This is a genomic window from Rhodococcus sp. NBC_00294, from assembly GCF_036163995.1.
GTDB lineage: Bacteria > Actinomycetota > Actinomycetes > Mycobacteriales > Mycobacteriaceae > Rhodococcoides.
Window position 1 is genome coordinate 2,317,841 of the sequence record NZ_CP108043.1, and the last position, 22,574, is coordinate 2,340,414.

Here is a 22,574-nt window from a genome sequence, read left to right on the forward strand (position 1 = left end):
GTGCCATGGTCGGCAAGTTCGAACGCAACAAGGACACCGTGCAGGAACTGACCGAGTCCGCGGCGACCCACGTCGGACGCATCGCGGTCATCATCGCCACGGCAGTCCGCGACGTCACCCGCGAGATCGGTGACCTCGTCACCGACGGCATCGAGATGAGGGAAGCGTCGCGCCGGGCACAGTCCGACACGCGCACCTTCGAGGTGATCGAGGGGGACTTCGAGGAGTCGTCCAGGCGGTCGAACGGTCGCTGACCCGGAGCCTCACGACGGCGCCGCACCCATGACGGGTGCGGCGCCGTTGTCGTGCGGGGTGCCGGCTCGGTCGTTGCCGTTGCGCTCCGCGGTTGCCAAGCGGCCGGTGCGCGGTTGCCGGGCGCAGCGCGCGGTGGAGCGCGCAGGGTGTGGAGTGCGCGGAGCGACGGGCGGTGCGCGCGGCGGTGGGTTCCGTCAGGAACAGTCGCCCGGTTCGCCGAGCTTCACCACCGACAACACCGCTTCCCCCTCGGTGACCAGTGCGCCCGGCTCCGGGCTTTGTGCCACCACCGACCAGTTCGCGTCGAGGACCTGATTCCTGCGGGCGCCGGTCGCATCGTCGCTTCTGGAGTAGAAGACCCCGGCGGCTTGGATCAGATCTTGAGCGTCCTGCAAGTTCATGCAGACCACCGCCGGCATGGATGCCGGCGCTGCCACAGGTGCGGGAGCTGGAGCAGATGTGACCACTGCGGGAGGTTCCGCCACCGCTGAAGTAGTGGCCGGTACGCGTGACGCTGTCGCTTCAACGGTGACCGTCTCTGTCGATGTTTCGACCGTGGTGGTGGTTCCGGAGTCGTTTTCGCTGCCGCACGCCGTGATCATCAGTGCCGAAATCGCCGTGAACGCAAGCACTGCCGCGTGACGACGCCTCAAAGGCCGTCTCGTCCTGTCGAGTGTCATCGCGTCGGCTCGCAGCCGACACCGTCGTTGTCGCGATCGAGCCCGGCGCGGTAGCCGGGCTGACCGCGCAGCACGGGTGCTGCGCCACGTGCTCGAGCATCGTCGCAATTCTCGTAGTAGACGCCGCTCGGCTGAGGTGCTGCCTGCGGACGGGGTTGCTGTGCCGGGGTACCGCAGTTCGCCGACCACAAGCCTGCACCGACCTGGCGAGCGCCGTTCTCGGCATCTCGAATTTCCGCGGAGCGCGACACCTCTCCGCTCGCCCTTGCGGCGCCGGCGCGGGTGGCTTCCACGTTGTGATTCCACCCGTCCACGCGAACTATGTAGGCGGGAAGCTCTCCAGAGGCGTCGGCACCGCCGAGTGACGGATCGACGATCACGGCGACGAGCTGCCGCTCGAGTGCGGATCGCGTGAAGTCCCGCGACTGGGGTCCGTAGCATTCGTTCAGCTCGGGAGCGTCAGCTCCCGCGATTCGCACGGTGATCGCACCGCGGGTCACGTCGACGACGCGAACAGAGTCGCCGTCGACGACCTCGGTCACGAACGCGGACGGAAGAGTCGGAGCAGGATCGGCCGACGCGGGCGCGGCTGCTGCAAGGGCGACGACGACGGCGCCGCAGGACACGACGCCGACACCGGCAATAAAGCGCTTCATTGAGGGACCTCGGTCTAAGGGGGTGTGAAAGAACGGCTGATAGTAACCAGACCGCGGGGTTCGAGAGGATGCTTTCGCGAGGTTTGCGACTTTGCCGGGCGCAGCGCGCGGTGGAGCGCGCAGGGTGTGGAGTGCGCGGAGCGACGGGCGGTGCGCGCGGGGAGCACCCGAAGCGGGGCGCACCCGACAAGCACCCGAGCAGCGCCCAGCTTGGGTGCGCACGGGAGCGGGGTCGGTCAGACTAAGCCGATGAAGGTGACGGACGAGGAGCGGCGCCACCTGCTGGTGCGCCGTCATGCGGTCGGCGCGGGTATGACGCTGACGCCGGCGGAGGTGACGACGCGACTGGTTGCCCTGCACGCGACGGATCCGGCCACTGTGTCTCTGCAGGTGCTGGCGCGGTCGACCACGGCGACGCTCGATGCCATGCGCGACGCGATGTACACCGATCACAGCCTGGTGCGGGTGATGGCGATGCGGCGCACGTTGTTCGTCATCGACAGGACGTTCATGCCGATCGTGCAGGCCGGCGCGAGCGCGGGAGTGGCGCGGACTCTGCGAACTCGCCTCGTCAAACAACTGTCGACCATGCCGACGGATCCGGTGATCGACGACGTGCCGACGTGGCTGGACCGGGTGGAGCGCGATGTCGATGCGGCGCTCGCGGCAGCGGGAACCGCCACGGGAGCCGAATTGTCCACGGCTGTACCGCAGTTGCGTACCGCGTTCCTCCCGACGACGGACAAGGCATACGACGTCCGGCGTTACGTGACGTCGCAGGTGCTGACCCTGTTGTCGGCCGAAGGTCGGATAGTTCGGGTGGAACCTCGGGGTTCGTGGACTTCTCGCCACCACACGTGGGCGCCCGTCGCCTATTGGTGGCCCGACGGCGTACCGGATATGGACGAAGCGGAGGCGCGTGTCGAATTGGCACGCGCGTGGCTCGAGTCGTTCGGTCCGGCGACCATGGACGATCTGCAGTGGTGGACGGGCTGGAACAAGGGTCACACCACGAAGGCGGTGGCGGCGCTGGACACGGTGGAAGTCGAGCTCTCCTCAGGACCGGGAATCATGCTCCGCGACAGCGATATCGACGGAATGCACGGTGGGGTCGCGCTGCTGCCGGCTCTCGACGCGACGCCGATGGGCTGGAAGGACCGTCGCTGGTTCCTGCCGGACGAGTACCGACCGGATCTGTTCGACACGTTCGGAAACGTCGGCCCCACGGTGTGGTCGAACGGCCGGGTGGTCGGCGGTTGGGCCGTACGCGGCGCCGGTGAGGTGGTGTTCCGGTTGTTCGAGAAGGCCGACGAGGAGCAGGTCGCGGCGGAAGCTGCACGTCTCGAGGCCCATCTCGACGGCGCGTCCATCACCCCGACCTTTCCGACTCCGCTCGAGAAGGCGCTGCGGACAGGATCAGGGAACTAGGCCTGCACGCCGGGCGGCGTGCGCGGCTTCGTGTCTGGTCGACGCGTCGAGCTTGGCCATGATCGACTTCATGTAGCTCTTGACTGTGGACACGGTGAGGCCGAGCTCCTCGGCGATGGCGATGTTCGACCGGCCCAGCGCCACCAGCGACAACACGTCCCGTTCGCGGGCCGTCACGTGCGGAGCGGACGGTATCGGTGCGGCGGGTTCCAGGAAGGCGCGCATCGAGTCGAGCACGGACGTGAGCTCGGGTGCGTCCGACCGTGCCGCGACCGCCCGCAGCCGCGTGTACGTCTGACGGACGTCCTCGCGCAGCCGGTCGGCATCGCGCCGCGCCTCGTCGACGGCGAGGTCCTGGCCCAGAACCCCCGCTTCGAGGGTCAGCACGTCGAGCACGCGATCCCCGATGTGCCCGGCCGTGTGCATCGCGCCGTAGAGCACGCCGACGGCTGTCCGCCCGACGACGACGGGGGCGGCGATCATGGCGCGCAGGCCCTCGGCGGAGATGATGGCGTCATATCGGTGGCTGATCTTCGGAGTCCGCATGTAGTCGTCGAGCGCGACGGTGCGATTGACCTGCAACACCTTGCCGCCGAGACCGTGACCTGCCTCGAGTTCGACACCGTCGAGCGCCCCGACGGACTGCCCGGCGAAATGGCGCAGCGTCAATCGCCGTCCCGCGGTCATGACTCCGCCGAAAGCGAGCGTGACGCCCGAACCGGCGCGCAACCGGTCCACGGCGGCGTCGAAATGTGTGTCGATCATGGTCTCCGTCTTCCTACCCTCTTCGGAGGGTATCGGGCCGCGAGTGTTCCGCGCCACACTCTCACCATGACGACCTTGACCGACGATGTCGCACGCCTGCTGGCGACCTACGGATCCGCCGACGCCGACCTCGCCGCCCTGCTGTGCGACGACCACGACCCGGCGGCGATCGCGTTCACCTTCATCGAAGGCGATCTCACGGCGCGCGACCTCACCTACGGCGAGCTGCACGAGCTGTCGGCGCGATTCGCGACGGGCCTCGCCGAGATGGGCGTCGGCCGGGGTGACCGCGTGGGAGTGTTGATGAGCAAGCGGCTCGAACTGGTCGTCGCCCTGCTCGGGCTCTGGCGACTCGGCGCGGTGCACGTCCCGCTGTTCACCGCCTTCGCTACTCCGGCGATCGCGATGCGCGTCGAGGCCGCGCAGGCGCGCGTCGTCATCACCGAGACCGACCAGCGCGAGAAGCTCGACTCGATCGAGGGCATCACGGTGATCGAGACGGGGGAGGGCTTCGACGCTCTGGTTCGTGAGCACGAGCCGATGGCGGCCTCGGTGGCCGTGGGCGGCGACGGTGTGATGATCCAGCTCTTCACCAGCGGCACGACGGGAAAGCCGAAGGGCGTGCCGGTGCCTGTGTCGGCGCTGGCGTCGTTCGTCGCCTACATGACCTACGGCCTGGACGTGTCCGAGGACGACGTCTTCTGGAACGCCGCCGACCCCGGCTGGGCCTACGGGCTCTACTACGCCATTCTCGGCCCGATGGCGATGGGCCGTCGCAGTCTGATGCTGCATGCCGGCTTCACCCCCGCGCTCACGGTCGCGGTGATGCAGAAGTTCGAGGTCACCAACTTCGCGGCGGCGCCGACGGTGTACCGGAGCCTGAGCAAGGACCCGTCGGTCGGTGGCATCACGTTGCGACGGGCGTCGTCGGCGGGGGAGCCGCTGACGCCGGACGTTCTGGTGTGGTCGGAGTCGGCGCTCGGCGTGCCGGTGCGTGATCACTATGGCCAGACCGAGCACGGGATGGTCATCGTCAACGCCTGGCACGACGCGGTGCGTGAGCCGCTGATCCCGGGGTCGATGGGAAAGCCGTTGCCGGGCTTCACCGCCGGAGTCGTCGAGGATCAGATCGGCTTCGAGGTGGCGGGCAGCCCGCTGATGTGGTTCACCGGATACGTCGACGCTCCCGACAAGACAGCCGAACGGTTCACCGACGACGGGTCCTGGTACCTGACGGGCGATGCCGGACGCATCGAGAACGGCTCCTACTTCTTCTCCGCGCGTAACGACGACGTCATCATCATGGCCGGCTACCGGATCGGGCCCTTCGACGTCGAAAGCGTTCTCGTGGAACACCCGTCGGTCATGGATGTGGCGGTGGTGGGCCAACCCGACGACATCCGCGGAGAGGTGATCGAGGCGTACGTCGTTCTGGCGGAGGGCGTCTCGGGTACCGCCGAGTTGGAGTCCGAGCTGCAGCAGCTGGTGAAGTCCAACTTCGCCGCGCACGCCTACCCGCGCACGGTGCACTTCGTCGACGCACTGCCCAAGACGCCCAGCGGCAAGGTGCAGCGCTTCCTGCTGCGCCGGAGCCGTCAGCCGGGCAGCAGCGCTCGGAACTCGGGGCAGTAGGCGCCGATCGCGGTACCGACGATGGCGCCCGCGGCGCTCTCGTCCCATTTGCCGCGGCTGCCCGTCGTGACGGCGTCCACCTCGGCGATCACCGGCTGCCCCTGCTGCAGTTCGGCGCAGATGCCGCGTCCGAGAATCTTCATCGTCTCCGGGTCGGTGTACTCGATGGCGCCACTGTCCAACCCTGCGATGAAGAGGTCGTCCGCGGCGACGGCGTCGGGCCCCGTCGGCACGGAGGGACCGGCCACCGACGGCGTGCTGGGCGCCTCGGACGTCGAGGTCGCCGGAGCCGGGTCGTCGGCCGGGGGTGTCGCCGGGTCACCGCCGCACCCCGCTACGCTCAGAGTCGCGAGGAGGAGAAGGGTAGCGGTGCGGCGGGTCACCGGTGCGACGTTACCGCTCTCGTGGTGATCCAATGACCGCGTGAAGCGCACCCACGACCGCCGCCGCGATGCCCACGTGGCGCTGGGTCTCGCCGCTGTGGCGGGCTTCGTCGACGCCGTCGGCTTCCTCGCTCTCGGCGGCTTCTTCGTCTCCTTCATGACGGGCAACACCACTCGGGCGGCCGTCGAACTCACTGCGGGACATCTCGGTGCGGCGTCCGTCGGGCTCGTGGTGATCGTGTCGTTCGTGGGCGGGGTCGTCACCGGGTCGCTCGTCGGCGACCTTGCCGGCCGGCGACGTAAGACCGTCGTCCTCCTGCTCGTCGCGGTACTGCTGGCGGCGGCCGGCGTCGTGCACCTCGGCGGCGGCGCGACCCTGGTGTCCGCTCTGATCGTGGCGGCAGCGATGGGCGCCGAGAACGCGGTGTTCGAGCGGGACGGCGGCATCAGTCTCACGTACATGACCGGGACGCTCGTGACCATGGCACGCACGATCGCCGCTCGGATCCAGGGGCGCAGCTCGGAATCCTGGGTCCGCCCGCTGTTGATGTGGGCTGCGCTCGCGGGCGGAGCGATTCTCGGCGCCGCGGCCTTCGCGATCGTCGGACTCGGCGCACCCGTGGTGGCGCTGATCGCGGTGCTCGTGGCTGCCGGCGTCGTCTTCTCGATGGGCGAATGAGCGCCGTGGTGCCCCCGGCAGGATTCGAACCTGCGACCAAGGGATTAGAAGGCCCTTGCTCTATCCCCTGAGCTACGGAGGCGTGCATCGGTGTCCGATGCGCCGTCGAGTGTAGCGAGGCGCTGCGCCCTGCCCGGGCCGGAGGTGCGGCTTAGACTTCTCGCTCCGAGGGAAGGCAGCAGGCGTGCAGGACGTGATGGACCAGGTGCACGCGGCATGGCGCGCGGGGGAGTCCGTGGGCGTGGGCACCGTGGTGCGCACGTTCCGATCGGCACCGCGTCCGCCGGGTGCGTCGATGGCTGTGCTCGCGGACGGCAGAGTCGTCGGGTCGGTGTCCGGTGGCTGCGTCGAGGGCGCGGTGTACGAGGCCGCGCAGAACGGTGAGGCGGGTCTGCATCGCTACGGAGTCAGCGACGACGATGCGTTCGCGGTGGGTCTGACCTGCGGAGGCATCCTCGACGTCTTCGTCGAGACCGTGTCCCGATCCTCCTTTCCGGAGCTCGGTGCGGTGGCGTCGGCGATCGCGGAGCACCGGCCGGTCGCGGTGGCCACCGTCATCGAGCATCCCGATGCTGCGCGGGTCGGTACTCGCCTGGTCGTCGACCCGGTGGCGGCGTCGGGCACCCTCGGATCGGCCCGCACCGATGCGGCGGTTGTGGACGACGCGCGGGGTCTGCTCGAGGCCGGCCGCACCGACGTGCTGCATTACGGCCCCGACGGTCAGCGGCGCGGCGAGGGAATGACGGTGTTCGTGAACTCCTTCGCGCCCCGTGCTCGCATGATCGTGTTCGGTGCGATCGACTTCGCGTCGGCGGTGGCGCGCCAGGGTGCGCTGCTCGGCTATCGCGTGACCGTCTGCGATGCGCGGCCGGTGTTCACGACACCCGCGCGATTCCCGACGGCGGACGAGGTGGTCGTCGAGTGGCCGCACCGGTATCTCGGGCGACTGCAGGCCGAGGGTGAGATCGACGAGCGCACCGTGATCTGCGTACTGACCCACGACCCCAAGTTCGACGTGCCGCTGCTCGAGGTGGCGTTGCGGCTGCCCCGCGTCGGCTACGTGGGTGCGATGGGGTCGCGGCGAACCCACGACGATCGGGTCGCGAGACTGCGCGAGGTGGGAATCGGCGACGACGAGCTCGCGCGACTGTCGTCCCCGATCGGGCTCGACCTCGGCGCCCGGACACCGGAGGAGACGGCGGTGTCGATCGCGGCGGAGATCGTCGCGAGGCGGTGGGGCGGGAACGGACGGCCGCTGGGGGAGCGCGAGGGACGCATTCACCACTGACGCCCCTCGCGAGTACGTCCGAACTGCTGCTGCAGCGCGGAGGATCACGACGTTTCCGGCGTACTCGCCGGAGGGGGTGACGTGTGAGTTGCGCGTCTACTACGTCCCGTAGGTGCTGCGATGCCGGTCACCTCCTACCCTGGAGGTATGGCAACGACTGAGGCACCGCGTTCCGCGACCGCGGAACCGGACGGTGGGGCGCGACGAGCCGGATCGGCAGGCGTGTTCGCGAGTGCCGGACTGATCGCCGCGGTGCTGGCCGGCCTGATCGTCGCGCTGTCCGCATCGCAGGCGTTGGTCCTGCTCGGCATCCCGGATCCGGGTCCGGTGACGACGTACGGTCTGCCCGCTGTGCGCGCACTCGGGGAGGTCGCGGCCGTCATCGCCGTGGGCTCTCTGCTGCTCGCAGCCTTCCTCGTGCCGCCGCAGAGATCGGGCGTCCTCGACATCGACGGCTATCGCGCGCTGCGCACCGCGTCGTCGGCGGCAATCGTGTGGGCGGCCTGCGCGATCGTGCTGGTGCCGCTGACCCTCTCGGACACGTCCGGTCAGCCGGTGTCCGAGGCGCTGCGTCCGGAGAACCTGTGGTCGGGCCTGTCGCAGATCGAGTTGGCCCGCGCGTGGCAGTGGACCGCGATCATCGCGATCCTGCTCGCACTCGGGACACGTGCCGTGCTGCGGTGGTCGTGGACGCCGATCCTGCTGGTGGTCGCGCTCGGCTCGCTCATGCCTCTCGCACTGTCGGGGCACTCGTCGTCCGGTGGATCGCACGACGTCGCCACCAACAGCCTCATCCTGCATCTTCTCGCCGCGTCGCTCTGGGCGGGCGGACTGTTCGCCGTCCTGGCGCACGCCCGTCGCGCCGGCGCGCACACCGATGTCGCGGCGCGCCGCTTCTCTGCAGTCGCCACGGTGGCGTTCGTGGTCATGGGTGTCAGTGGAGTGGTCAACGCCTTCGTCCGCGTCGAGCCCGCAGATCTGTTCGACACCACCTACGGCCGACTCGTACTCGCCAAGGTCGTCGCCCTGGTCGTCCTCGGCGTGTTCGGCTACACCCAGCGTCGACGCGCCCTGCCCGCGCTCGCCGCGGACCCGACGTCGCGCGCGAATCTCGTGCGTTTCGCCGGTGCCGAGGTACTGGTCTTCGCGGCCACGATCGGGCTCGCGGTCGGACTCTCCCGGACACCGCCCCCGCTGGGGAGCGCTCGGGAGCTGACGCTCACCGAGGCGGAGTTGGGGTACGACCTCACCGCGCCCCCGAGCCTCGGGCGTTTCCTCTTCGACTGGCGGTTCGACCTGATCTTCGGCACCGCCGCCGTCGTCATGGCCGTCGTCTACCTCCTCGGCGTTCGTCGACTGCGGGCCCGTGGCGACGCATGGCCGGTGGGTCGCACGATCGCCTGGGTCCTGGGCTGCGCGACGCTGCTGTTCGCGACGTCGTCGGGTGTCTACCGCTACTCGATGGCGATGTTCAGCGTGCACATGGGCTCGCACATGGTGCTGTCGATGCTCACCCCGGTGCTGCTCGCGCTCGGCGGCGGCGTGACCCTGGCTCTACGGGTGCTGCCGGCGGCCGGCCGGGACGGTGTGCCGGGACCGCGCGAGTGGATCCTCGAGGCCCTGCACAGCCCGGTGTCCCGGTTCCTCACCCAGCCACTGGTCGCGGCCGTCATCTTCGTGGGTGGCTTCTACGCGCTCTACCTCGGCGGCATCTACGGCGCGACCGTCGACTCGCACGGCGCCCACCTGCTGATGAACGCTCACTTCCTGCTGAGCGGCTACCTGTTCTACTGGGTCGTCATCGGCGTCGACCCGGCACCGCGTCGACTGTCGCCCGTGACCAAGCTGGCGATGGTGTTCGGATCGCTGCCGTTCCATGCCTTCTTCGGTATCGCGCTGATGAGCACCGAGACGGTGATGGGCCAGACCTTCTTCCGCGGCCTGTCGCTGCCGTGGAACTCCGACCTCCTGGCCGATCAGCGACTCGGCGGCGGCATCGCGTGGGCGACGGGCGAGATCCCGCTGATCCTCGTCATGCTGGCGTTGCTGGTGCAGTGGTCCAACACGGACCGGAAGGAAGCGGTCCGCACGGACCGGGCGGCCGATCGCGACGACGGTGCGGACCTCGCGGCGCACAACGCGATGTTCGCGGAGCTGGCGCGCCGCGAGCGTGAGCGCAGTTAGAAGACCAGACCGCGCAGTGCGAGGAAGCGGAGCCCGCCGACGAGGGCGGTGACCCCGACCAGGATCAGGGCCGACAACGCGGCGCCGGCGGTCGGCAGTGCGACGTCGAGCGCGGTCAGCGCTGCGGTGCTGGCGCCCAGACCGATGAGTGCCAGTCCGCCGCCCTCCCACTGCGCGGTGAACCAGCCCACCCGATCGGCGGCGTGGAACGTGAGACGGCGGTGCAGTTCGTTGGCGAGAACGGTCGACGCCACTGCTCCGACGGCATTGGCCACGATGGAACCCTCGCTGTGCATCGCGACGAACACGGCGACGTAGAGGACGTTGCTGAGCCCGCCGACCAGTGCGAAGCGGACCAACTGGGGGAACGCTCCGTCACTTCGCAGCGCCACCAGCATCGGATGCCCGGGGTGCGAGGGAAGCACGGGGGAGACCACGTTGTCGATCACGACGCCCTCCCGTGCAATCTGCTCTTGACGCTGACGATCTCGTCTGGTGTCAGCGCTCGACCCGGCAGGGGCACCGACCGATCCGGCACCGCCGCGAGGGAATCGATCACCAGGGCGAAATAGCGTCGCCAGTTGTCCTCGTCCACCTCGTCTGCAACCTCGGCGCCGGCCACGATCATCCGCACCAGGGTGAAGAGGTCGCCGGGCTGCACGTCCGGGCGGAGCTTCCCGGCCTTCTGGGCGCGCTGGATGAGAGTGTTGATGGTCGGTTCGAGCTTGGACCGGACTGCCGCGATGCGGTCGAGGCCGTCGTCGCACCCGAGGACGACGTGACCGAGACCACGGTCCGCGGCCATGTGTCGACACATGAATTCGAAGAAATCGACCATCGCAGCCCAGGGATCGTCGGCCTCCGCGGCCACCTCTGCGCGGCTGAGCACGTCGACCAGACGCTGCTCGAGGATGCCGTCGATGAGTTCCTGCTTGTTGGCGAACCGCCGGTACACGGTGCCCACACCCACCCCGGCGCGCGCAGCGACATCGTCGAGCGTGATCTCGAGACCCTTGCGTGCCAACAACTCTCGCGCACAGTCGATGATCTTGAGCTTGTTCCGCTCGGCGTCCGCTCGAAGCGGCTTCGCCGCTGTGGTGGGTTTCACAGTCCGTTTCGTCCTGGTTCGTCGGTTAACCGGAGGGCATACCTCCGCATCGCTGCTATCGTCTTGCTATCCGGAGCGTACGCCTCCGTATAGCTCCATTTCACGCCGTACCGAAGCGAGGATCAATGTCTTCCACCACATCCGACGTCGGAAACGTCCAACCGACGATTCGGTCGAGCGCGCACGACGCGCCCGACCGCACTCGCTGGCTCATCCTGGGCGTACTCGGCCTGGCCCAGCTGATGGTCGTGCTCGACGCGACCGTCGTGAACATCGCGCTTCCCGCCGCACAGCTCGATCTCGGCTTCGACAACGCGGACCGCTCGTGGGTGGTCACCTCCTACGCTCTGGCATTCGGCAGCCTCCTGCTGCTCGGTGGTCGACTCAGTGACCTCTTCGGTCGCCGCACCACGTTCCTCGTGGGACTCGTCGGCTTCGCGGTGATGTCCGCCGTCGGCGGCGCAGCCGTCAACTTCGGCATGCTGGTCGCGGCCCGTGCGGGACAGGGTGTCTTCGGCGCCCTGCTCGCTCCCGCAGCGCTGTCCCTGCTGACCACGACGTTCACGGATCCGAAGGAACGTGCGAAGGCGTTCGGCATCTTCGGCGCGGTCGCCGGTGCCGGCGGCGCCATCGGCCTGCTTCTCGGCGGTGTGCTCACGGAGTGGGCGAACTGGCGCTGGAGCCTGTACGTCAACTTGATCTTCGCGGGAATCGCGTTCGTCGGCGGCTTCCTCCTGCTGGCCAAGCACCGCGCCACCGAGCGTCCGGTACTCGACATCCCCGGCACCCTCACCGTGTCCGCGGCGCTGTTCTCCATCGTCTACGGATTCGCGCACGCCGAGTCCGACGGGTGGAGCAACGCGGTGACCATCGGTTTCCTCGCGGTCGGTGTGGTCCTGCTCGGTGTCTTCGTCTACCTGCAGACGCGGGCGACGCATCCGCTTCTCCCGCTGCGCATCGTGCTCGACCGCACCCGCGGCGGCGCGTACCTCGCGGTGTTCGTCATCGGTGCCGGCATGTTCGCCGTGTTCCTGTTCCTCACGTACTACCTGCAGAGCACGCTCGGCTACACGCCCATCACCACCGGGTTCGCGTTCCTGCCGATGATCGCGACCCTCGTGGTCACGGCCACCGTCGCGACGTCGGTCATCCTGCCGCGCTTCGGGCCTCGCGTTCTCATGTCCGCCGGCATGCTGATCGCGTCGGCCGGCATGGCCCTGCTGACCCAGATCTCGATCGACAGTTCCTACGCCGCGCACATCCTGCCGAGCCTGCTCGTCATGGGCGTGGGCATGGGCGCCACGATGGCCCCGGCCATGCAGGGCGCCGTGTCCGGAGTCTCGCCGGACGACGCCGGCGTCGCCTCCGCGACCGTCAACACGATGCAGCAGATCGGCGGATCCATCGGTACGGCGCTGCTCAGCACCATCGCGGCGACGGCAGCGACGAACTACGCGACCGACAACCAGGCGGCCGTGGCTCAGGCCGCGGATCCGCAGGCCGCCGCGACGCTGCTCCGGATGAACGCGGAGATCGCCAGCTACACCACGACGTTCTGGTGGGCGTCGGGCATCTTCCTCGCCGGCTCGGTGATGGCAGCGCTGCTCGTCCGCTCGGGCAAGCTGCCCGACGGACCCGAGGGTGCCACCGTCGTCGCTCACTGACGTACACAGTCACCGGATCCGGTGCAGAGAACCGTGTCAGACGCGGTTCTCTGCACCGGATTCGTCGTGGATGCGGGTGAGCAGGTCGGTGAGGGTCGCTCGGTCGTCCGCGCTCAGGCCGGCGAACATCGCCTCGGACGCGCTGCGCTGCGCCTGCGCGATGGTGTCCGCGAGTGCCCGCCCCTCGTCGGTGAGGTCGAGGAGAACCGCGCGACGATCGGTGGCATCGGCGTGCCGTGCGACGTAGCCGGCCGACTCCAGCGCGTCGACGACATCGGTTGCCGATCGGGGTGCGATGCGTAACCGTTCCGCCAGATCTCCGGGCCGAAGTGGTCCCGCCGCGCCGGACAGCACGCGCAGTGCCCGTCCGTGTGAGGGCGAGAGTCCGAAAGGTTCGAGTGCGGCCATGTGGCGGCGCCGCATCGACCTGGCCACCATCAAGACCAGATCGGCCGGGTCCTTCTCGTGGGAATGCACGGGACGATACTAGCGTTGCAGCGGTCGACCTCATAATGAGGTAACCTCAGTTCTACCCGATCAGGGAGGTCATATGCGTTCCTCCACCACACCGGCAAGGCCGGTGCAGTCCCCCGTGACATCTGCGGACCACCAGCCCGCACCGCTCGGGCGCGTCGTCGCCCTCTTCCGGCCCTATCGCGGCCGGGTCGCCGCGGTGAGCGCGGTCATCACCCTCAGCGCCGTCGTGGCACTGGGATCGCCGCTGCTCCTGCGCGACATGCTCGATCACGCCATCCCGAACGCCGACGTCACGCTGGTGACGATCCTCGCGGCCGGCATGATCGCGATCGCCGTCGTCACCAGCTGTCTCGGCGTCGCCCAGACCTGGATGTCCAACAGCATCGGGCAGGCCCTGATGCATCAGCTCCGCGTGCAGGTCTACTCGCACCTCCAGCGTCAGTCGCTCGGCTTCTTCGCGCGCACCCGCACCGGCGAGGTGCAGTCGCGCATCGCCAACGACATCGGCGGCATGCAGTCCGTCGTCACCAACACGGCCACGTCGATCGCTCAGAACGCGACCACCGTCATGGCCACCGTCGTCGCGCTCTTTCTGCTCGACTGGAAACTGGCCCTTTTCTCGCTCGCCATCCTGCCGGTGTTCGTCCGCATCGCTCGGCGGGTCGGCGACGAGCGTCGCCGTATCTCCACCGTGCGGCAACGCCTGCTCAGCGATCTGTCCGTCCAGGTGGAGGAGTCGCTCTCGGTGAGCGGCATCCTGCTGGGCAAGACGACCGGCGCGTCGTCGGTCCTCGCGAATCGGTTCACCGAACGCTCGTCCGAGGTCGCCGACGTCGAACTCCGCTCGATGATGGCGGGCAAGTGGCGCATGGCGACCATGTCGATCAGCTTCGCCGCGATGCCGGCCCTGGTCTACTGGTTCGCCGGCATCACCATTGGCAACGGCAGCGCGTTGACGGTGGGAACGCTGGTCGCGTTCACCACCCTTCAGACTCAGTTGTTCCGCCCCACGATGATGCTGCTCAACACCGGCGTCGAGGTGCAGAGTTCCCTGGCTCTGTTCGGCCGGGTCTTCGAGTACCTCGATCTCCCGGTGGACATCGACGAACCCGCCGTACCGACGCCGATCGATCCGACGGCCCGACGCGGTGAGGTGCGCTTCCGCCACGTGGGCTTCGACTATCCGGGTGCGGCACATCCGACGCTCACGGACATCGACCTCACGGTCCCCGCCGGGAGCACCCTGGCGATCGTGGGAGCGACCGGCGCCGGCAAGACGACACTCGGGTATCTGACGGCGCGGCTCTACGATCCGACGTCCGGGTCGGTCGAGGTCGACGGTGTCGATCTCCGCGATCTCTCGCTCGCCGACGTGTCCGCGACGGTCGGGGTGGTGTCGCAGGAGACCTATCTCTTCCACGACACGATCCGCGAGAACCTCCGCTTCGCGCGGCCCGACGCCACCGACGCGGACATCGAGAATGCCGCTTGCACAGCGCAGATCCACGATTTCATCGCCTCGCTCGACGACGGCTACGACACGATGGTGGGGGAGCGTGGCTACCGGTTCTCCGGTGGCGAGAAGCAGCGCCTCGCCATCGCGCGCACCGTTCTGCGCAACCCGCCCGTCCTCGTTCTGGACGAGGCCACCAGCGCTCTGGACACCACCACCGAACGTGCTCTGGCCGACGCGATCGACCAGCTCGAGCAGGACCGCACCACCATCGTGGTGGCCCACCGACTCTCCACCGTGCGGTCGGCCGATCGCATCGTGGTGCTCGATCACGGGCACGTCGTCGAATCGGGATCCCACGACGAACTCGTCGCCCGCGGCGGTGCCTACGCCGCACTGCTGGCGGCGTCCGGCGACTCGCTGGTCACTGCCTGACCACTCCTCCTGTCAACCCCCGCGGCGCTCCTGTGGACGGCCGTCCACAGGTGCTCGCGGGCCCTTCTGTCCGCGGTGCGAGCGGCGCAGAGTCGGGGGCGCGGTCGGTACCGGATCGACCGCGAGAGGGGGGAACGATGTACGAGTCGTATCTGACCGTGGTGGGCACCGTCATCACCGATCCGATCAAGCGCACCACGCCGTCCGGCGACGAGGTGCTCAGCTTCCGCGTGGCCAGCAATTCGCGCCGCATGGACCGCGAGAGTGGGGAGTGGCAGGACGGGGACACGCTCTACGCCTCGGTCAGCTGCTGGCGACGTCTGGTGTCGGGGGTCGGAGCGTCGCTGATGAAGGGCGATTCGGTCATCGTCTTCGGGCAGGCGCACACCAACGAGTACACGACCAAGGAGGGCGTGGGCCGAGCCGATCTCGAGATCCGAGCCACCGCGGTGGGACCCGATCTCGCTCGGTGCCACGTCAAGGTGGACCGGCCGCGTCAGGCGGCCGAGCGGCAGGAGTTCGGCGAGACCGTCGCCGAGGCCGCGGTGGACACGGCCGAGCCCGAGCCGGTGCCGGTGGGCTGACCGCGAACGGTTTCACGGGCACCGGTCGGTCCCGGTAGACTTCCGCGTCGAGCACATCTCCCAGTTGTCGGCCCCGTCGTCGGCATCTCAGCCGGCGCGATCCGCCCGGCACACACGCTGGTGAGCACATCGAGAGGAACTCGTGGCGGAATTCATCTACACCATGAAGAAGGTGCGCAAGGCGCACGGCGACAAGGTCATTCTGGACGACGTGACGATGAGCTTCCTGCCGGGAGCGAAGATCGGCGTCGTCGGCCCCAACGGCGCCGGCAAGTCTTCGATCCTCAAGATCATGGCCGGGATCGACCAGCCCGGAAACGGTGAGGCGTTCCTCGCGCAGGGCGCCACTGTCGGCATCCTCATGCAGGAGCCCGAGCTCGACGAGAACAAGACGGTTCGCGAGAACGTCGAGGACGGTCTCGGCGAGACGATGGTCCAACTCAAGCGGTACAACGAGATCGCCGAGCTGATGGCCACCGACTACTCCGACGAGCTGATGGAGGAGATGGGCGAGCTGCAGGAGAAGCTCGACCACGCCGACGCGTGGGAGATCGACTCGCAGCTCGAGCAGGCCATGGACGCACTGCGCTGCCCGCCGCCGGACGAGGGTGTGACCCACCTGTCCGGTGGTGAGAAGCGTCGTGTGGCGTTGTGCAAGCTGCTGCTGAGCAAGCCGGACCTGCTGCTGCTCGACGAGCCCACCAACCACCTCGACGCCGAGTCGGTTCTCTGGCTCGAGCAGCATCTGGCCGCGTACCAGGGTGCCATCCTGGCCGTGACCCACGACCGGTACTTCCTCGATCACGTCGCGCAGTGGATCTGCGAGGTCGACCGTGGTCGCCTCTATCCCTACGAGGGCAACTACTCCACCTACCTGGAGAAGAAGGCCGAGCGTCTCGAGGTCCAGGGCAAGAAGGACCAGAAGCTGCAGAAGCGCCTCAAGGACGAACTCGCCTGGGTCCGCTCCGGCGCCAAGGCTCGCCAGGCCAAGAACAAGGCACGTCTCGATCGCTACGACGAGATGGCGGCCGAGGCCGACAAGATGCGCAAGCTCGACTTCGACGAGATCCAGATCCCCAACCCGCCGCGCCTCGGCGACGTCGTGGTCGAGGTCAAGAGCCTCGACAAGGGCTTCGACGGCCGCGTGCTGATCAAGGACCTGTCGTTCACGCTTCCGCGTAACGGCATCGTCGGTGTCATCGGCCCCAACGGCGTCGGAAAGACCACGCTTTTCAAGACCATCGTCGGTCTCGAGGAGCCGGACGGCGGCGAGGTCAAGATCGGTCAGACGGTCAAGCTGAGCTACGTCGACCAGAACCGATCCGGCATCGATCCCGCCAAGACCGTGTGGGAGACCGTGTCCGACGGCCTGGACTTCATCACCATCGGTACGCAAGAGTTCCCGTCGCGGGCGTACATCAGCTCCTTCGGGTTCAAGGGTCACGACCAGCAGAAGGCGGCCGGAGTCCTGTCCGGTGGCGAGCGCAACCGCCTCAATCTGGCGATGACGCTCAAGCAGGGCGGCAACCTGATCCTGCTCGACGAGCCCACCAACGACCTGGACGTCGAGACGCTCGGTTCGCTGGAGAACGCCCTCGAGGAGTTCCCCGGCTGCGCCGTCGTGATCTCGCACGACCGGTGGTTCCTCGACCGGACGTGCACGCACATCCTGGCGTGGGAAGGTGGATTCGGCGACAACGAGGCCGCTTGGTACTGGTACGAGGGCAACTTCGAGGGCTACGAGGCCAACAAGGTCGAGCGCCTCGGTCCCGACGCCGCTCGCCCGCACCGCGTGACGCACCGGAAGCTCACGCGCGACTGAAATGTACTGGTAAGTAACCTATTTTCATCGCACGCCACGTCACCGCGGTGTTCGGCTCCCGGCCTCGCGAGGCTAGGGTCGGGAGCCGAACCCCACGGACAACGTCGCCCCGACCGGTGGATCCGCCGCTCGTGGTGATCGAAAGGCGACAGCGATGACTTCAGCGGGAGAGCACTCCGAGGCGGCAACGGCGCCGAACTCGGTGCTCGATCGGGCGGACGACCTCCGCGCGGTGTACTTCGGGCACGTCGATCTGGACGTGTTGCGGACCACCACGGGAGCCGACCCGACCGCGGTGGTGCACCGACATCTCGAGCTCGCCGAGCGTCGTGATCCCGGCGTCGCCTCTCTCGCCCTGCACCGCGGACCCGACAGCACCGTCGGCGTGGCCCTGCAGATCGTCACCGACGACATGCCGATGCTGGTCGAGTCGGTCACCGCCTGGCTCACCGGAGCCGGCATCGCGGTCGTCGAGGTGGTGCACCCGATCCTGCGCGTCGTGCGCGACGAGTCCGGCACGCTCCTCTCCATCCGAGGCGGAGCCACCCCGTCCGATGTCGAGACCGGCGATCTCGCGGACGGCAGCATCCTCGAATCGTGGATCCACGTGGCTCTGCACCCCGCGGCGAGCGAGGAGGCCTTCGCCTCGCTCGAGAGCTCGCTGGCCGACGTGCTCGCCGACGTCCGTCGCGTCGTCGACGACACCGAGGCCATGCAGCGTCGCCAGCTGCAGCTGGCCGATCGTCTGGAACGACCACGCCGCGGAGACGCGGACGGAACCGAGTCCGTCACCCCCGAGGCGCGGCACGACGCCGCCCGCCTGCTGCGGTGGTTGTCCGAAGGCAACTTCCGCGTGCTCGGCAGCCGCCGGTACACCGCGACGGAGGCGGGTCTCGAACCCGTCGCCGAGTCCGCGCTGGGCATCCTGCGATCCGACGATCCGGGCGCCGTCGCGGGCTTCGACCTGCCGATCGACCGCGTGGTCGCTCGCGAGGACCTCCTCGTGCTCACCCGCGCATCGAGCTCCACGTCGGTGCACCGCGCCGTGCACCCCTACTTCGTCGGTGTCCACGACCTGGACGACGAGGGAAACACGGTGGGAGAGCACCGGTTCACGGGGCTGTTCACCATCTCCGCACTGCACGGCAACGTCCTCGACATCCCGGTCGTGGGTGACCGCGTGCGCACCGTCATCGAGCGCGCCGGGCACACCCTGTCGTCGTACTCCGGCCAGGCCATGCTCGAGTCGATCCAGTCCTTCCCGCGCACCGAACTCTTCTCGGCGGACAGCAGGTCGCTCTTCGACACCATCTCGGCCGTGGAGCGCAGTGCCCTGCGCCGCGAGGTGCTGCTCTTCCTGCGCCGCGACGGGTACGGCCGGTTCGTGTCGGCGCTGGTCTACCTTCCGCGCGACTCCTACACCACCCGCCTGCGTCTCGAGACCCGCAGGATCCTGCTGCACGAGCTCGGCGGTACCGACGTCGAGTACGAGGCACGCGTCTCGGACAGCCCACTCGCGTTGGTGCACTTCACCGTTCGCTTCGACGGACAGAGCGCGGACGCCGTCGACGTCTCGGACGCCAACCGCGACCGCATCAGGGCCCTGATCGCCGACGCCACCCGCACGTGGGACGACGCTCTGCGTGAGGCGGCCGCGGCCGACCCGTCGGTGTCGCCCGACAACGCGGCGCGCTATGCCGTCGCCTTCCCCGAGGCCTACAAGCAGGACTTCGACGCGGACCGGGCGCTCGTCGACATCGCTCGACTCGACGCGCTCGTCGGCGACGACATCGACATGTGCCTGTACCGCCCGCGCGACGCGGAGGCGGGTCACTGGCGTTTCTCCCTCTACGTGACCGGCAGCGAGGTCTCGCTGAGCCAGGTGCTGCCCGTCCTGCAGAGCCTCGGTGTGGAGGTGGTCGACGAGCGGCCGTACGCCGTGGTGCGCAAGGACGGAACGCGCTGCTGGATCTACGATTTCGGCCTGTCCGCGGAGCCCGAGGTCATCGAGGGCGCCGAGAACCAGACGAGTGTGGTCAGCCGACGATTCACCGACGCGTTCGCTGCCGTGTGGAACGGCCACGCGGAGGCCGACCGCTTCAACGAACTGGTTCTGCGGGCCGGTCTCGAGTGGCGCCGCGCGGTGGTGCTGCGGGCGTACGCGAAGTACCTGCGCCAGGCCGCATTCCCGTTCAGCCAGACCGGCATCGAGGGTGTTCTCCTCGCCAACCCGGTGACGGCTCGACTGATCGTCGACCTGTTCGACGCGCAGTTCGATCCCGCCTCGGCGTCCGAGGAGCGTGCCGACGAGATCGCGTCGGAGCTCGCCGAACTGATCGATCAGGTGGTCAGCCTCGACGCCGACAGGGTGCTGCGTGCCCTGTTCACCCTCGTGCGAGCGACGCTGCGCACCAACCACTTCGTCGTCGACGAACAGGGTCGCGAGCGCGATTTCCTGTCCCTGAAGTTCGACCCTCGCGGCATCGACGTGCTGCCCAAGCCGCGCCCGCGTTTCGAGATCTTCGTGTACTCGCCACGCGTCGAGGGCGTGCACCTGCGCTTCGGCACGGTCGCGCGCGGTGGTCTCCGCTGGTCCGACCGGCGCGAGGACTTCCGCACCGAGGTGCTCGGACTGGCCAAGGCGCAGGCCGTCAAGAACGCGGTCATCGTGCCGGTGGGGGCGAAGGGCGGCTTCGTCGTCAAGCAGCCGCCGTCTCCGACCGGCGATGCTGCGACCGACCGCTCCGCGACCACCGCCGAGGGGAGAGCCTGCTACCGCATGTTCATCGCGGGGCTGCTGGACGTCACCGACAACCTCGACCGTGCCACCCGCGCCGCGATCCCACCGCAGCGTGTGGTGCGACGCGACGACGACGACTCGTACCTCGTGGTCGCGGCGGACAAGGGCACTGCCACGTTCTCCGATCTCGCGAACGAGGTGTCCGCCGAGTACGGCTTCTGGCTCGGCGACGCCTTCGCCTCGGGCGGGTCGGTGGGGTACGACCACAAGGCGATGGGCATCACCGCCAAGGGTGCCTGGGAGAGCGTGAAGCGTCACTTCCGCGAGTACGACATCGACACGCAGTCCGACGAGATCACCGTGGTCGGTATCGGTGACATGAGTGGCGACGTGTTCGGCAACGGGATGCTGCTCAGTGAACATCTCCGCATCGTCGCCGCGTTCGACCACCGGCACATCTTTCTGGATCCGGCACCCGACGCGGCCGCCTCCTTCGCCGAGCGACGGCGACTGTTCGAACTGCCGCGCTCGTCGTGGGCGGATTACGACACCTCCCTGATCAGCAGGGGTGGCGGAGTACACGAACGCACCGTGAAGTCGGTGCCGGTCAGCGCCGAGGTGCGCGCGGCTCTCGGACTGGCGGACGACGTCACCGCCCTGTCACCGCCCGAACTGATGCGCGCCATCCTCACGGCGCCGGTGGACCTGCTGTGGAACGGCGGCATCGGCACCTACGTGAAGTCGCGCACCGAGAGCGATGCCGACGTGGGAGACAAGGCCAACGACCCGGTGCGCGTGAACGGCGCGGACCTGCGGGCGCGCGTGGTCGGAGAGGGCGGCAACCTCGGGGTGACCGCGCTCGGCCGCATCGAGTACAGCGCCGCGGGCGGCAAGATCAACACCGACGCCGTGGACAACTCCGCCGGCGTCGACTGCTCCGATCACGAGGTCAACATCAAGATCCTGCTCGATTCCACCGTGACGTCGGGTGACCTGGCCGCGGAGGACCGGGAGTCCCTGCTGGCCTCCATGACGGACGAGGTGGGCGCCCTCGTTCTCGAGGACAACGTCGCGCAGAACGAGCTGCTGGGTGTCTCACGGGCACACGCCCCCGAACTGCTGGGCGTCCACGCTCGACTGATCGCCGACCTGGTGGCGTCGGGGCGGGTGGACAGGTCGCTCGACGCGCTGCCGACGAAGTCGGAGATCTCGCGACGCCTGCAGAACGGGCTGGGTCTCACCTCGCCCGAGCTGTCGACTCTCATGGCTCACGTGAAGTTGGCGCTGCAGGAAGACCTGCTGGCATCGGATCTGCCGGACAACGACGTGTTCGCCCCGCTCATGACGGACTACTTCCCGACGCCGTTGCGCGAACGTTTCGCCGGTGCCATCAAGGCGCATCCGCTGCGCCGGGAGATCGTGGCCACGCGGGTGGCGAACGAGACGGTCGACCACGGCGGCATCACCTACGCCTTCCGCCTCGCGGAGGACTCGGGAGTCGGGAGCACGGACGCGGCGCGAGCGTTCGCGGCGACGAGCGAGATCTTCGGTCTGCACGACATCTGGGCCGCGATCGCCGCGGCCGACATGCCCACGGACGCGTCCGACGAACTGGTGCTCGAGTCTCGTCGCCTCCTCGACCGAGGATCCCGCTGGCTGTTGTCGAACCGGCCGCAGCCCATCGCTGTCGGTGCCGAGATCACGAGGTTCGCGCGCAAGGTGCGGATCCTGGAATCGCAGCTCCCGACCTGGCTGAAGGGTCGGCAGGCACGCAGCGGACTCGACCGTGCCACGTCCGCCATCGAGAAGGGCGCGCCGGAAGAGCTCGCGCACAGAGTGTTCCGGCTCCTCGACGTGTTCTGCCTGCTCGACGTCATCGAGACGGCGGACATCGCGAACGAGGACGACGAGGTGATGGCGAGCCTCTACTACGCCCTCAGCGAGCACCTCGGCATCGACTGGCTGCTGTCTGCGGTGTCCACGCTCGAACGCGGCGACCGCTGGCACTCCCTGGCGCGGTTGGCGTTGCGGGACGACCTGTACTCGTCGCTGCGTGCCCTCACGCTCGACGTGACGGGCGGCGGCGAACCGGGGGAGACGGCGGACGAGATGATCGCCGACTGGGAGTCCACCAATGCCTCCCGGCTCGCTCGTGCCCGAGCGGCCCTGACGGAGATCGGCGAGTCCGGAACGCTGGATCTGGCGACGCTCTCGGTGGCGGCGCGGCAGATCCGCAGCATGGTGCGAGGAGCGCGTGCGCGGACCGACGTCTCGCGTTGACCACGCCCGGGGGACGGACGTGCCCGGCCCGGCGCCGCGCCGGGCCGGATAGGTTGGGGGC

At 68.6% G+C, this 22,574-nt stretch carries 19 protein-coding genes and 1 tRNA gene; 12 read left to right on the top strand and 8 right to left on the bottom strand.

What is annotated here, in order from left to right:
- Window positions 1–5 precede the first annotated feature (5 nt).
- Window positions 6–254 (top strand): hypothetical protein, encoded by a 249-nt coding sequence (locus OHB23_RS10860; RefSeq protein ID WP_027505620.1) that lies wholly within the window; start codon window positions 6–8, stop codon window positions 252–254.
- 195 nt (window positions 255–449) lie between these two features.
- Here the strand turns inward: OHB23_RS10860 and OHB23_RS10865 are convergent, their stop codons facing one another.
- Window positions 450–656, bottom strand: a complete 207-nt coding sequence (locus OHB23_RS10865; RefSeq protein ID WP_328809516.1) for a PASTA domain-containing protein — start codon at window positions 654–656, stop codon at window positions 450–452.
- Here OHB23_RS10865 and OHB23_RS10870 point away from each other — a divergent pair.
- The gene (locus OHB23_RS10870) at window positions 655–897 is read left to right on the top strand and encodes a hypothetical protein (RefSeq protein ID WP_328809517.1); all 243 of its coding nucleotides are present in this window, start codon (window positions 655–657) and stop codon (window positions 895–897) included. The two genes, OHB23_RS10865 and OHB23_RS10870, sit on opposite strands and share 2 nt — an antisense overlap.
- 34 nt (window positions 898–931) lie before the next feature.
- Here the strand turns inward: OHB23_RS10870 and OHB23_RS10875 are convergent, their stop codons facing one another.
- Window positions 932–1,591, bottom strand: a complete 660-nt coding sequence (locus OHB23_RS10875) for an excalibur calcium-binding domain-containing protein (protein ID WP_328809518.1) — start codon at window positions 1,589–1,591, stop codon at window positions 932–934.
- Window positions 1,592–1,840: 249 nt separating this feature from the next.
- Here OHB23_RS10875 and OHB23_RS10880 point away from each other — a divergent pair, with 249 nt between their 5' ends.
- A complete protein-coding gene (locus tag OHB23_RS10880) occupies window positions 1,841–3,019 on the top strand; it encodes a winged helix DNA-binding domain-containing protein (RefSeq protein ID WP_222630153.1) in 1,179 nt (392 codons plus the stop codon).
- On the opposite strand, the gene OHB23_RS10885 is transcribed toward OHB23_RS10880, so the two are convergent.
- Window positions 3,008–3,784, bottom strand: a complete 777-nt coding sequence (locus OHB23_RS10885; protein ID WP_027505622.1) for a helix-turn-helix transcriptional regulator — start codon at window positions 3,782–3,784, stop codon at window positions 3,008–3,010. The two genes, OHB23_RS10880 and OHB23_RS10885, sit on opposite strands and share 12 nt — an antisense overlap.
- 66 nt (window positions 3,785–3,850) lie before the next feature.
- Here OHB23_RS10885 and OHB23_RS10890 point away from each other — a divergent pair, with 66 nt between their 5' ends.
- On the top strand, window positions 3,851–5,416 hold the full coding sequence (locus OHB23_RS10890; protein ID WP_328809519.1) for an AMP-binding protein: 1,566 nt from the start codon (window positions 3,851–3,853) through the stop codon (window positions 5,414–5,416).
- On the opposite strand, the gene OHB23_RS10895 is transcribed toward OHB23_RS10890, so the two are convergent.
- A complete protein-coding gene (locus OHB23_RS10895; protein ID WP_222647485.1) occupies window positions 5,380–5,799 on the bottom strand; it encodes a DUF732 domain-containing protein in 420 nt (139 codons plus the stop codon). The genes OHB23_RS10890 and OHB23_RS10895 overlap by 37 nt on opposite strands.
- A gap of 40 nt (window positions 5,800–5,839) precedes the next feature.
- On the opposite strand from OHB23_RS10895, the gene OHB23_RS10900 reads away from it, so the two are divergent.
- Window positions 5,840–6,478: a YoaK family protein gene (locus tag OHB23_RS10900; protein WP_328809520.1), complete on the top strand. Its 639-nt coding sequence runs from the start codon at window positions 5,840–5,842 to the stop codon at window positions 6,476–6,478.
- A gap of 6 nt (window positions 6,479–6,484) precedes the next feature.
- On the opposite strand, the gene OHB23_RS10905 is transcribed toward OHB23_RS10900, so the two are convergent.
- A tRNA-Arg gene (locus OHB23_RS10905) sits at window positions 6,485–6,560 on the bottom strand.
- A gap of 114 nt (window positions 6,561–6,674) precedes the next feature.
- On the opposite strand from OHB23_RS10905, the gene OHB23_RS10910 reads away from it, so the two are divergent.
- Both OHB23_RS10910 and OHB23_RS10915 read left to right on the top strand, forming a co-directional pair.
- A complete protein-coding gene (locus OHB23_RS10910; protein WP_442973039.1) occupies window positions 6,675–7,766 on the top strand; it encodes an XdhC family protein in 1,092 nt (363 codons plus the stop codon).
- A 147-nt stretch (window positions 7,767–7,913) separates the two neighbouring features.
- Complete coding sequence (locus OHB23_RS10915; protein WP_328809522.1) at window positions 7,914–9,950, top strand: cytochrome c oxidase assembly protein; 2,037 nt, start codon at window positions 7,914–7,916, stop codon at window positions 9,948–9,950.
- Here OHB23_RS10915 and OHB23_RS10920 read toward each other — a convergent pair.
- Entirely contained in the window at window positions 9,947–10,348 is a 402-nt protein-coding gene (locus tag OHB23_RS10920) for a GtrA family protein (protein WP_155957030.1), read from the bottom strand. The two genes, OHB23_RS10915 and OHB23_RS10920, sit on opposite strands and share 4 nt — an antisense overlap.
- Window positions 10,349–10,395: 47 nt before the next feature.
- Window positions 10,396–11,058, bottom strand: coding sequence for a TetR/AcrR family transcriptional regulator (locus tag OHB23_RS10925; protein WP_222630196.1), 663 nt, complete (start codon window positions 11,056–11,058; stop codon window positions 10,396–10,398).
- A 125-nt stretch (window positions 11,059–11,183) separates the two neighbouring features.
- Between OHB23_RS10925 and OHB23_RS10930 the strand changes: the two genes are divergently transcribed.
- A complete protein-coding gene (locus OHB23_RS10930; RefSeq protein WP_056445939.1) occupies window positions 11,184–12,722 on the top strand; it encodes an MFS transporter in 1,539 nt (512 codons plus the stop codon).
- 36 nt (window positions 12,723–12,758) lie between these two features.
- Here OHB23_RS10930 and OHB23_RS10935 read toward each other — a convergent pair whose 3' ends face one another.
- A complete protein-coding gene (locus OHB23_RS10935; RefSeq protein ID WP_328809523.1) occupies window positions 12,759–13,199 on the bottom strand; it encodes a MarR family winged helix-turn-helix transcriptional regulator in 441 nt (146 codons plus the stop codon).
- Window positions 13,200–13,272: 73 nt separating this feature from the next.
- Between OHB23_RS10935 and OHB23_RS10940 the strand changes: the two genes are divergently transcribed.
- The 4 genes from OHB23_RS10940 to OHB23_RS10955 all read left to right on the top strand — a co-directional run bounded on the left by OHB23_RS10940 (window position 13,273) and on the right by OHB23_RS10955 (window position 22,513).
- Window positions 13,273–15,087 (top strand): ABC transporter ATP-binding protein, encoded by a 1,815-nt coding sequence (locus OHB23_RS10940; protein ID WP_328809524.1) that lies wholly within the window; start codon window positions 13,273–13,275, stop codon window positions 15,085–15,087.
- Window positions 15,088–15,224: 137 nt separating this feature from the next.
- Window positions 15,225–15,671 (top strand): single-stranded DNA-binding protein, encoded by a 447-nt coding sequence (gene ssb, locus OHB23_RS10945; RefSeq protein WP_328809525.1) that lies wholly within the window; start codon window positions 15,225–15,227, stop codon window positions 15,669–15,671.
- Between the two features lie 142 nt (window positions 15,672–15,813).
- Window positions 15,814–17,493, top strand: coding sequence for an energy-dependent translational throttle protein EttA (gene ettA / locus OHB23_RS10950; RefSeq protein ID WP_027505632.1), 1,680 nt, complete (start codon window positions 15,814–15,816; stop codon window positions 17,491–17,493).
- 154 nt (window positions 17,494–17,647) lie between these two features.
- Entirely contained in the window at window positions 17,648–22,513 is a 4,866-nt protein-coding gene (locus OHB23_RS10955) for an NAD-glutamate dehydrogenase (RefSeq protein ID WP_328809526.1), read from the top strand.
- Window positions 22,514–22,574: the final 61 nt, after the last annotated feature.

Excerpts from the sequence above, each read along its gene's own strand:
- ssb (WP_328809525.1), top strand. The coding sequence starts at position 15,225 with ATGTACGAGTCGTATCTGACCGTGGTGGGCACCGTCATCACCGATCCG.
- OHB23_RS10955 (WP_328809526.1), top strand. The coding sequence starts at position 17,648 with ATGACTTCAGCGGGAGAGCACTCCGAGGCGGCAACGGCGCCGAACTCG.
- OHB23_RS10885 (WP_027505622.1), bottom strand. The coding sequence starts at position 3,784 with ATGATCGACACACATTTCGACGCCGCCGTGGACCGGTTGCGCGCCGGT.
- OHB23_RS10880 (WP_222630153.1), top strand. The coding sequence starts at position 1,841 with ATGAAGGTGACGGACGAGGAGCGGCGCCACCTGCTGGTGCGCCGTCAT.
- OHB23_RS10870 (WP_328809517.1), top strand. The coding sequence starts at position 655 with ATGCAGACCACCGCCGGCATGGATGCCGGCGCTGCCACAGGTGCGGGA.
- OHB23_RS10915 (WP_328809522.1), top strand. The coding sequence starts at position 7,914 with ATGGCAACGACTGAGGCACCGCGTTCCGCGACCGCGGAACCGGACGGT.
- OHB23_RS10865 (WP_328809516.1), bottom strand. The coding sequence starts at position 656 with ATGAACTTGCAGGACGCTCAAGATCTGATCCAAGCCGCCGGGGTCTTC.
- OHB23_RS10930 (WP_056445939.1), top strand. The coding sequence starts at position 11,184 with ATGTCTTCCACCACATCCGACGTCGGAAACGTCCAACCGACGATTCGG.
- OHB23_RS10940 (WP_328809524.1), top strand. The coding sequence starts at position 13,273 with ATGCGTTCCTCCACCACACCGGCAAGGCCGGTGCAGTCCCCCGTGACA.
- OHB23_RS10860 (WP_027505620.1), top strand. The coding sequence starts at position 6 with ATGGTCGGCAAGTTCGAACGCAACAAGGACACCGTGCAGGAACTGACC.
- OHB23_RS10920 (WP_155957030.1), bottom strand. The coding sequence starts at position 10,348 with ATGCTGGTGGCGCTGCGAAGTGACGGAGCGTTCCCCCAGTTGGTCCGC.
- OHB23_RS10910 (WP_442973039.1), top strand. The coding sequence starts at position 6,675 with ATGGACCAGGTGCACGCGGCATGGCGCGCGGGGGAGTCCGTGGGCGTG.
- OHB23_RS10890 (WP_328809519.1), top strand. The coding sequence starts at position 3,851 with ATGACGACCTTGACCGACGATGTCGCACGCCTGCTGGCGACCTACGGA.
- OHB23_RS10875 (WP_328809518.1), bottom strand. The coding sequence starts at position 1,591 with ATGAAGCGCTTTATTGCCGGTGTCGGCGTCGTGTCCTGCGGCGCCGTC.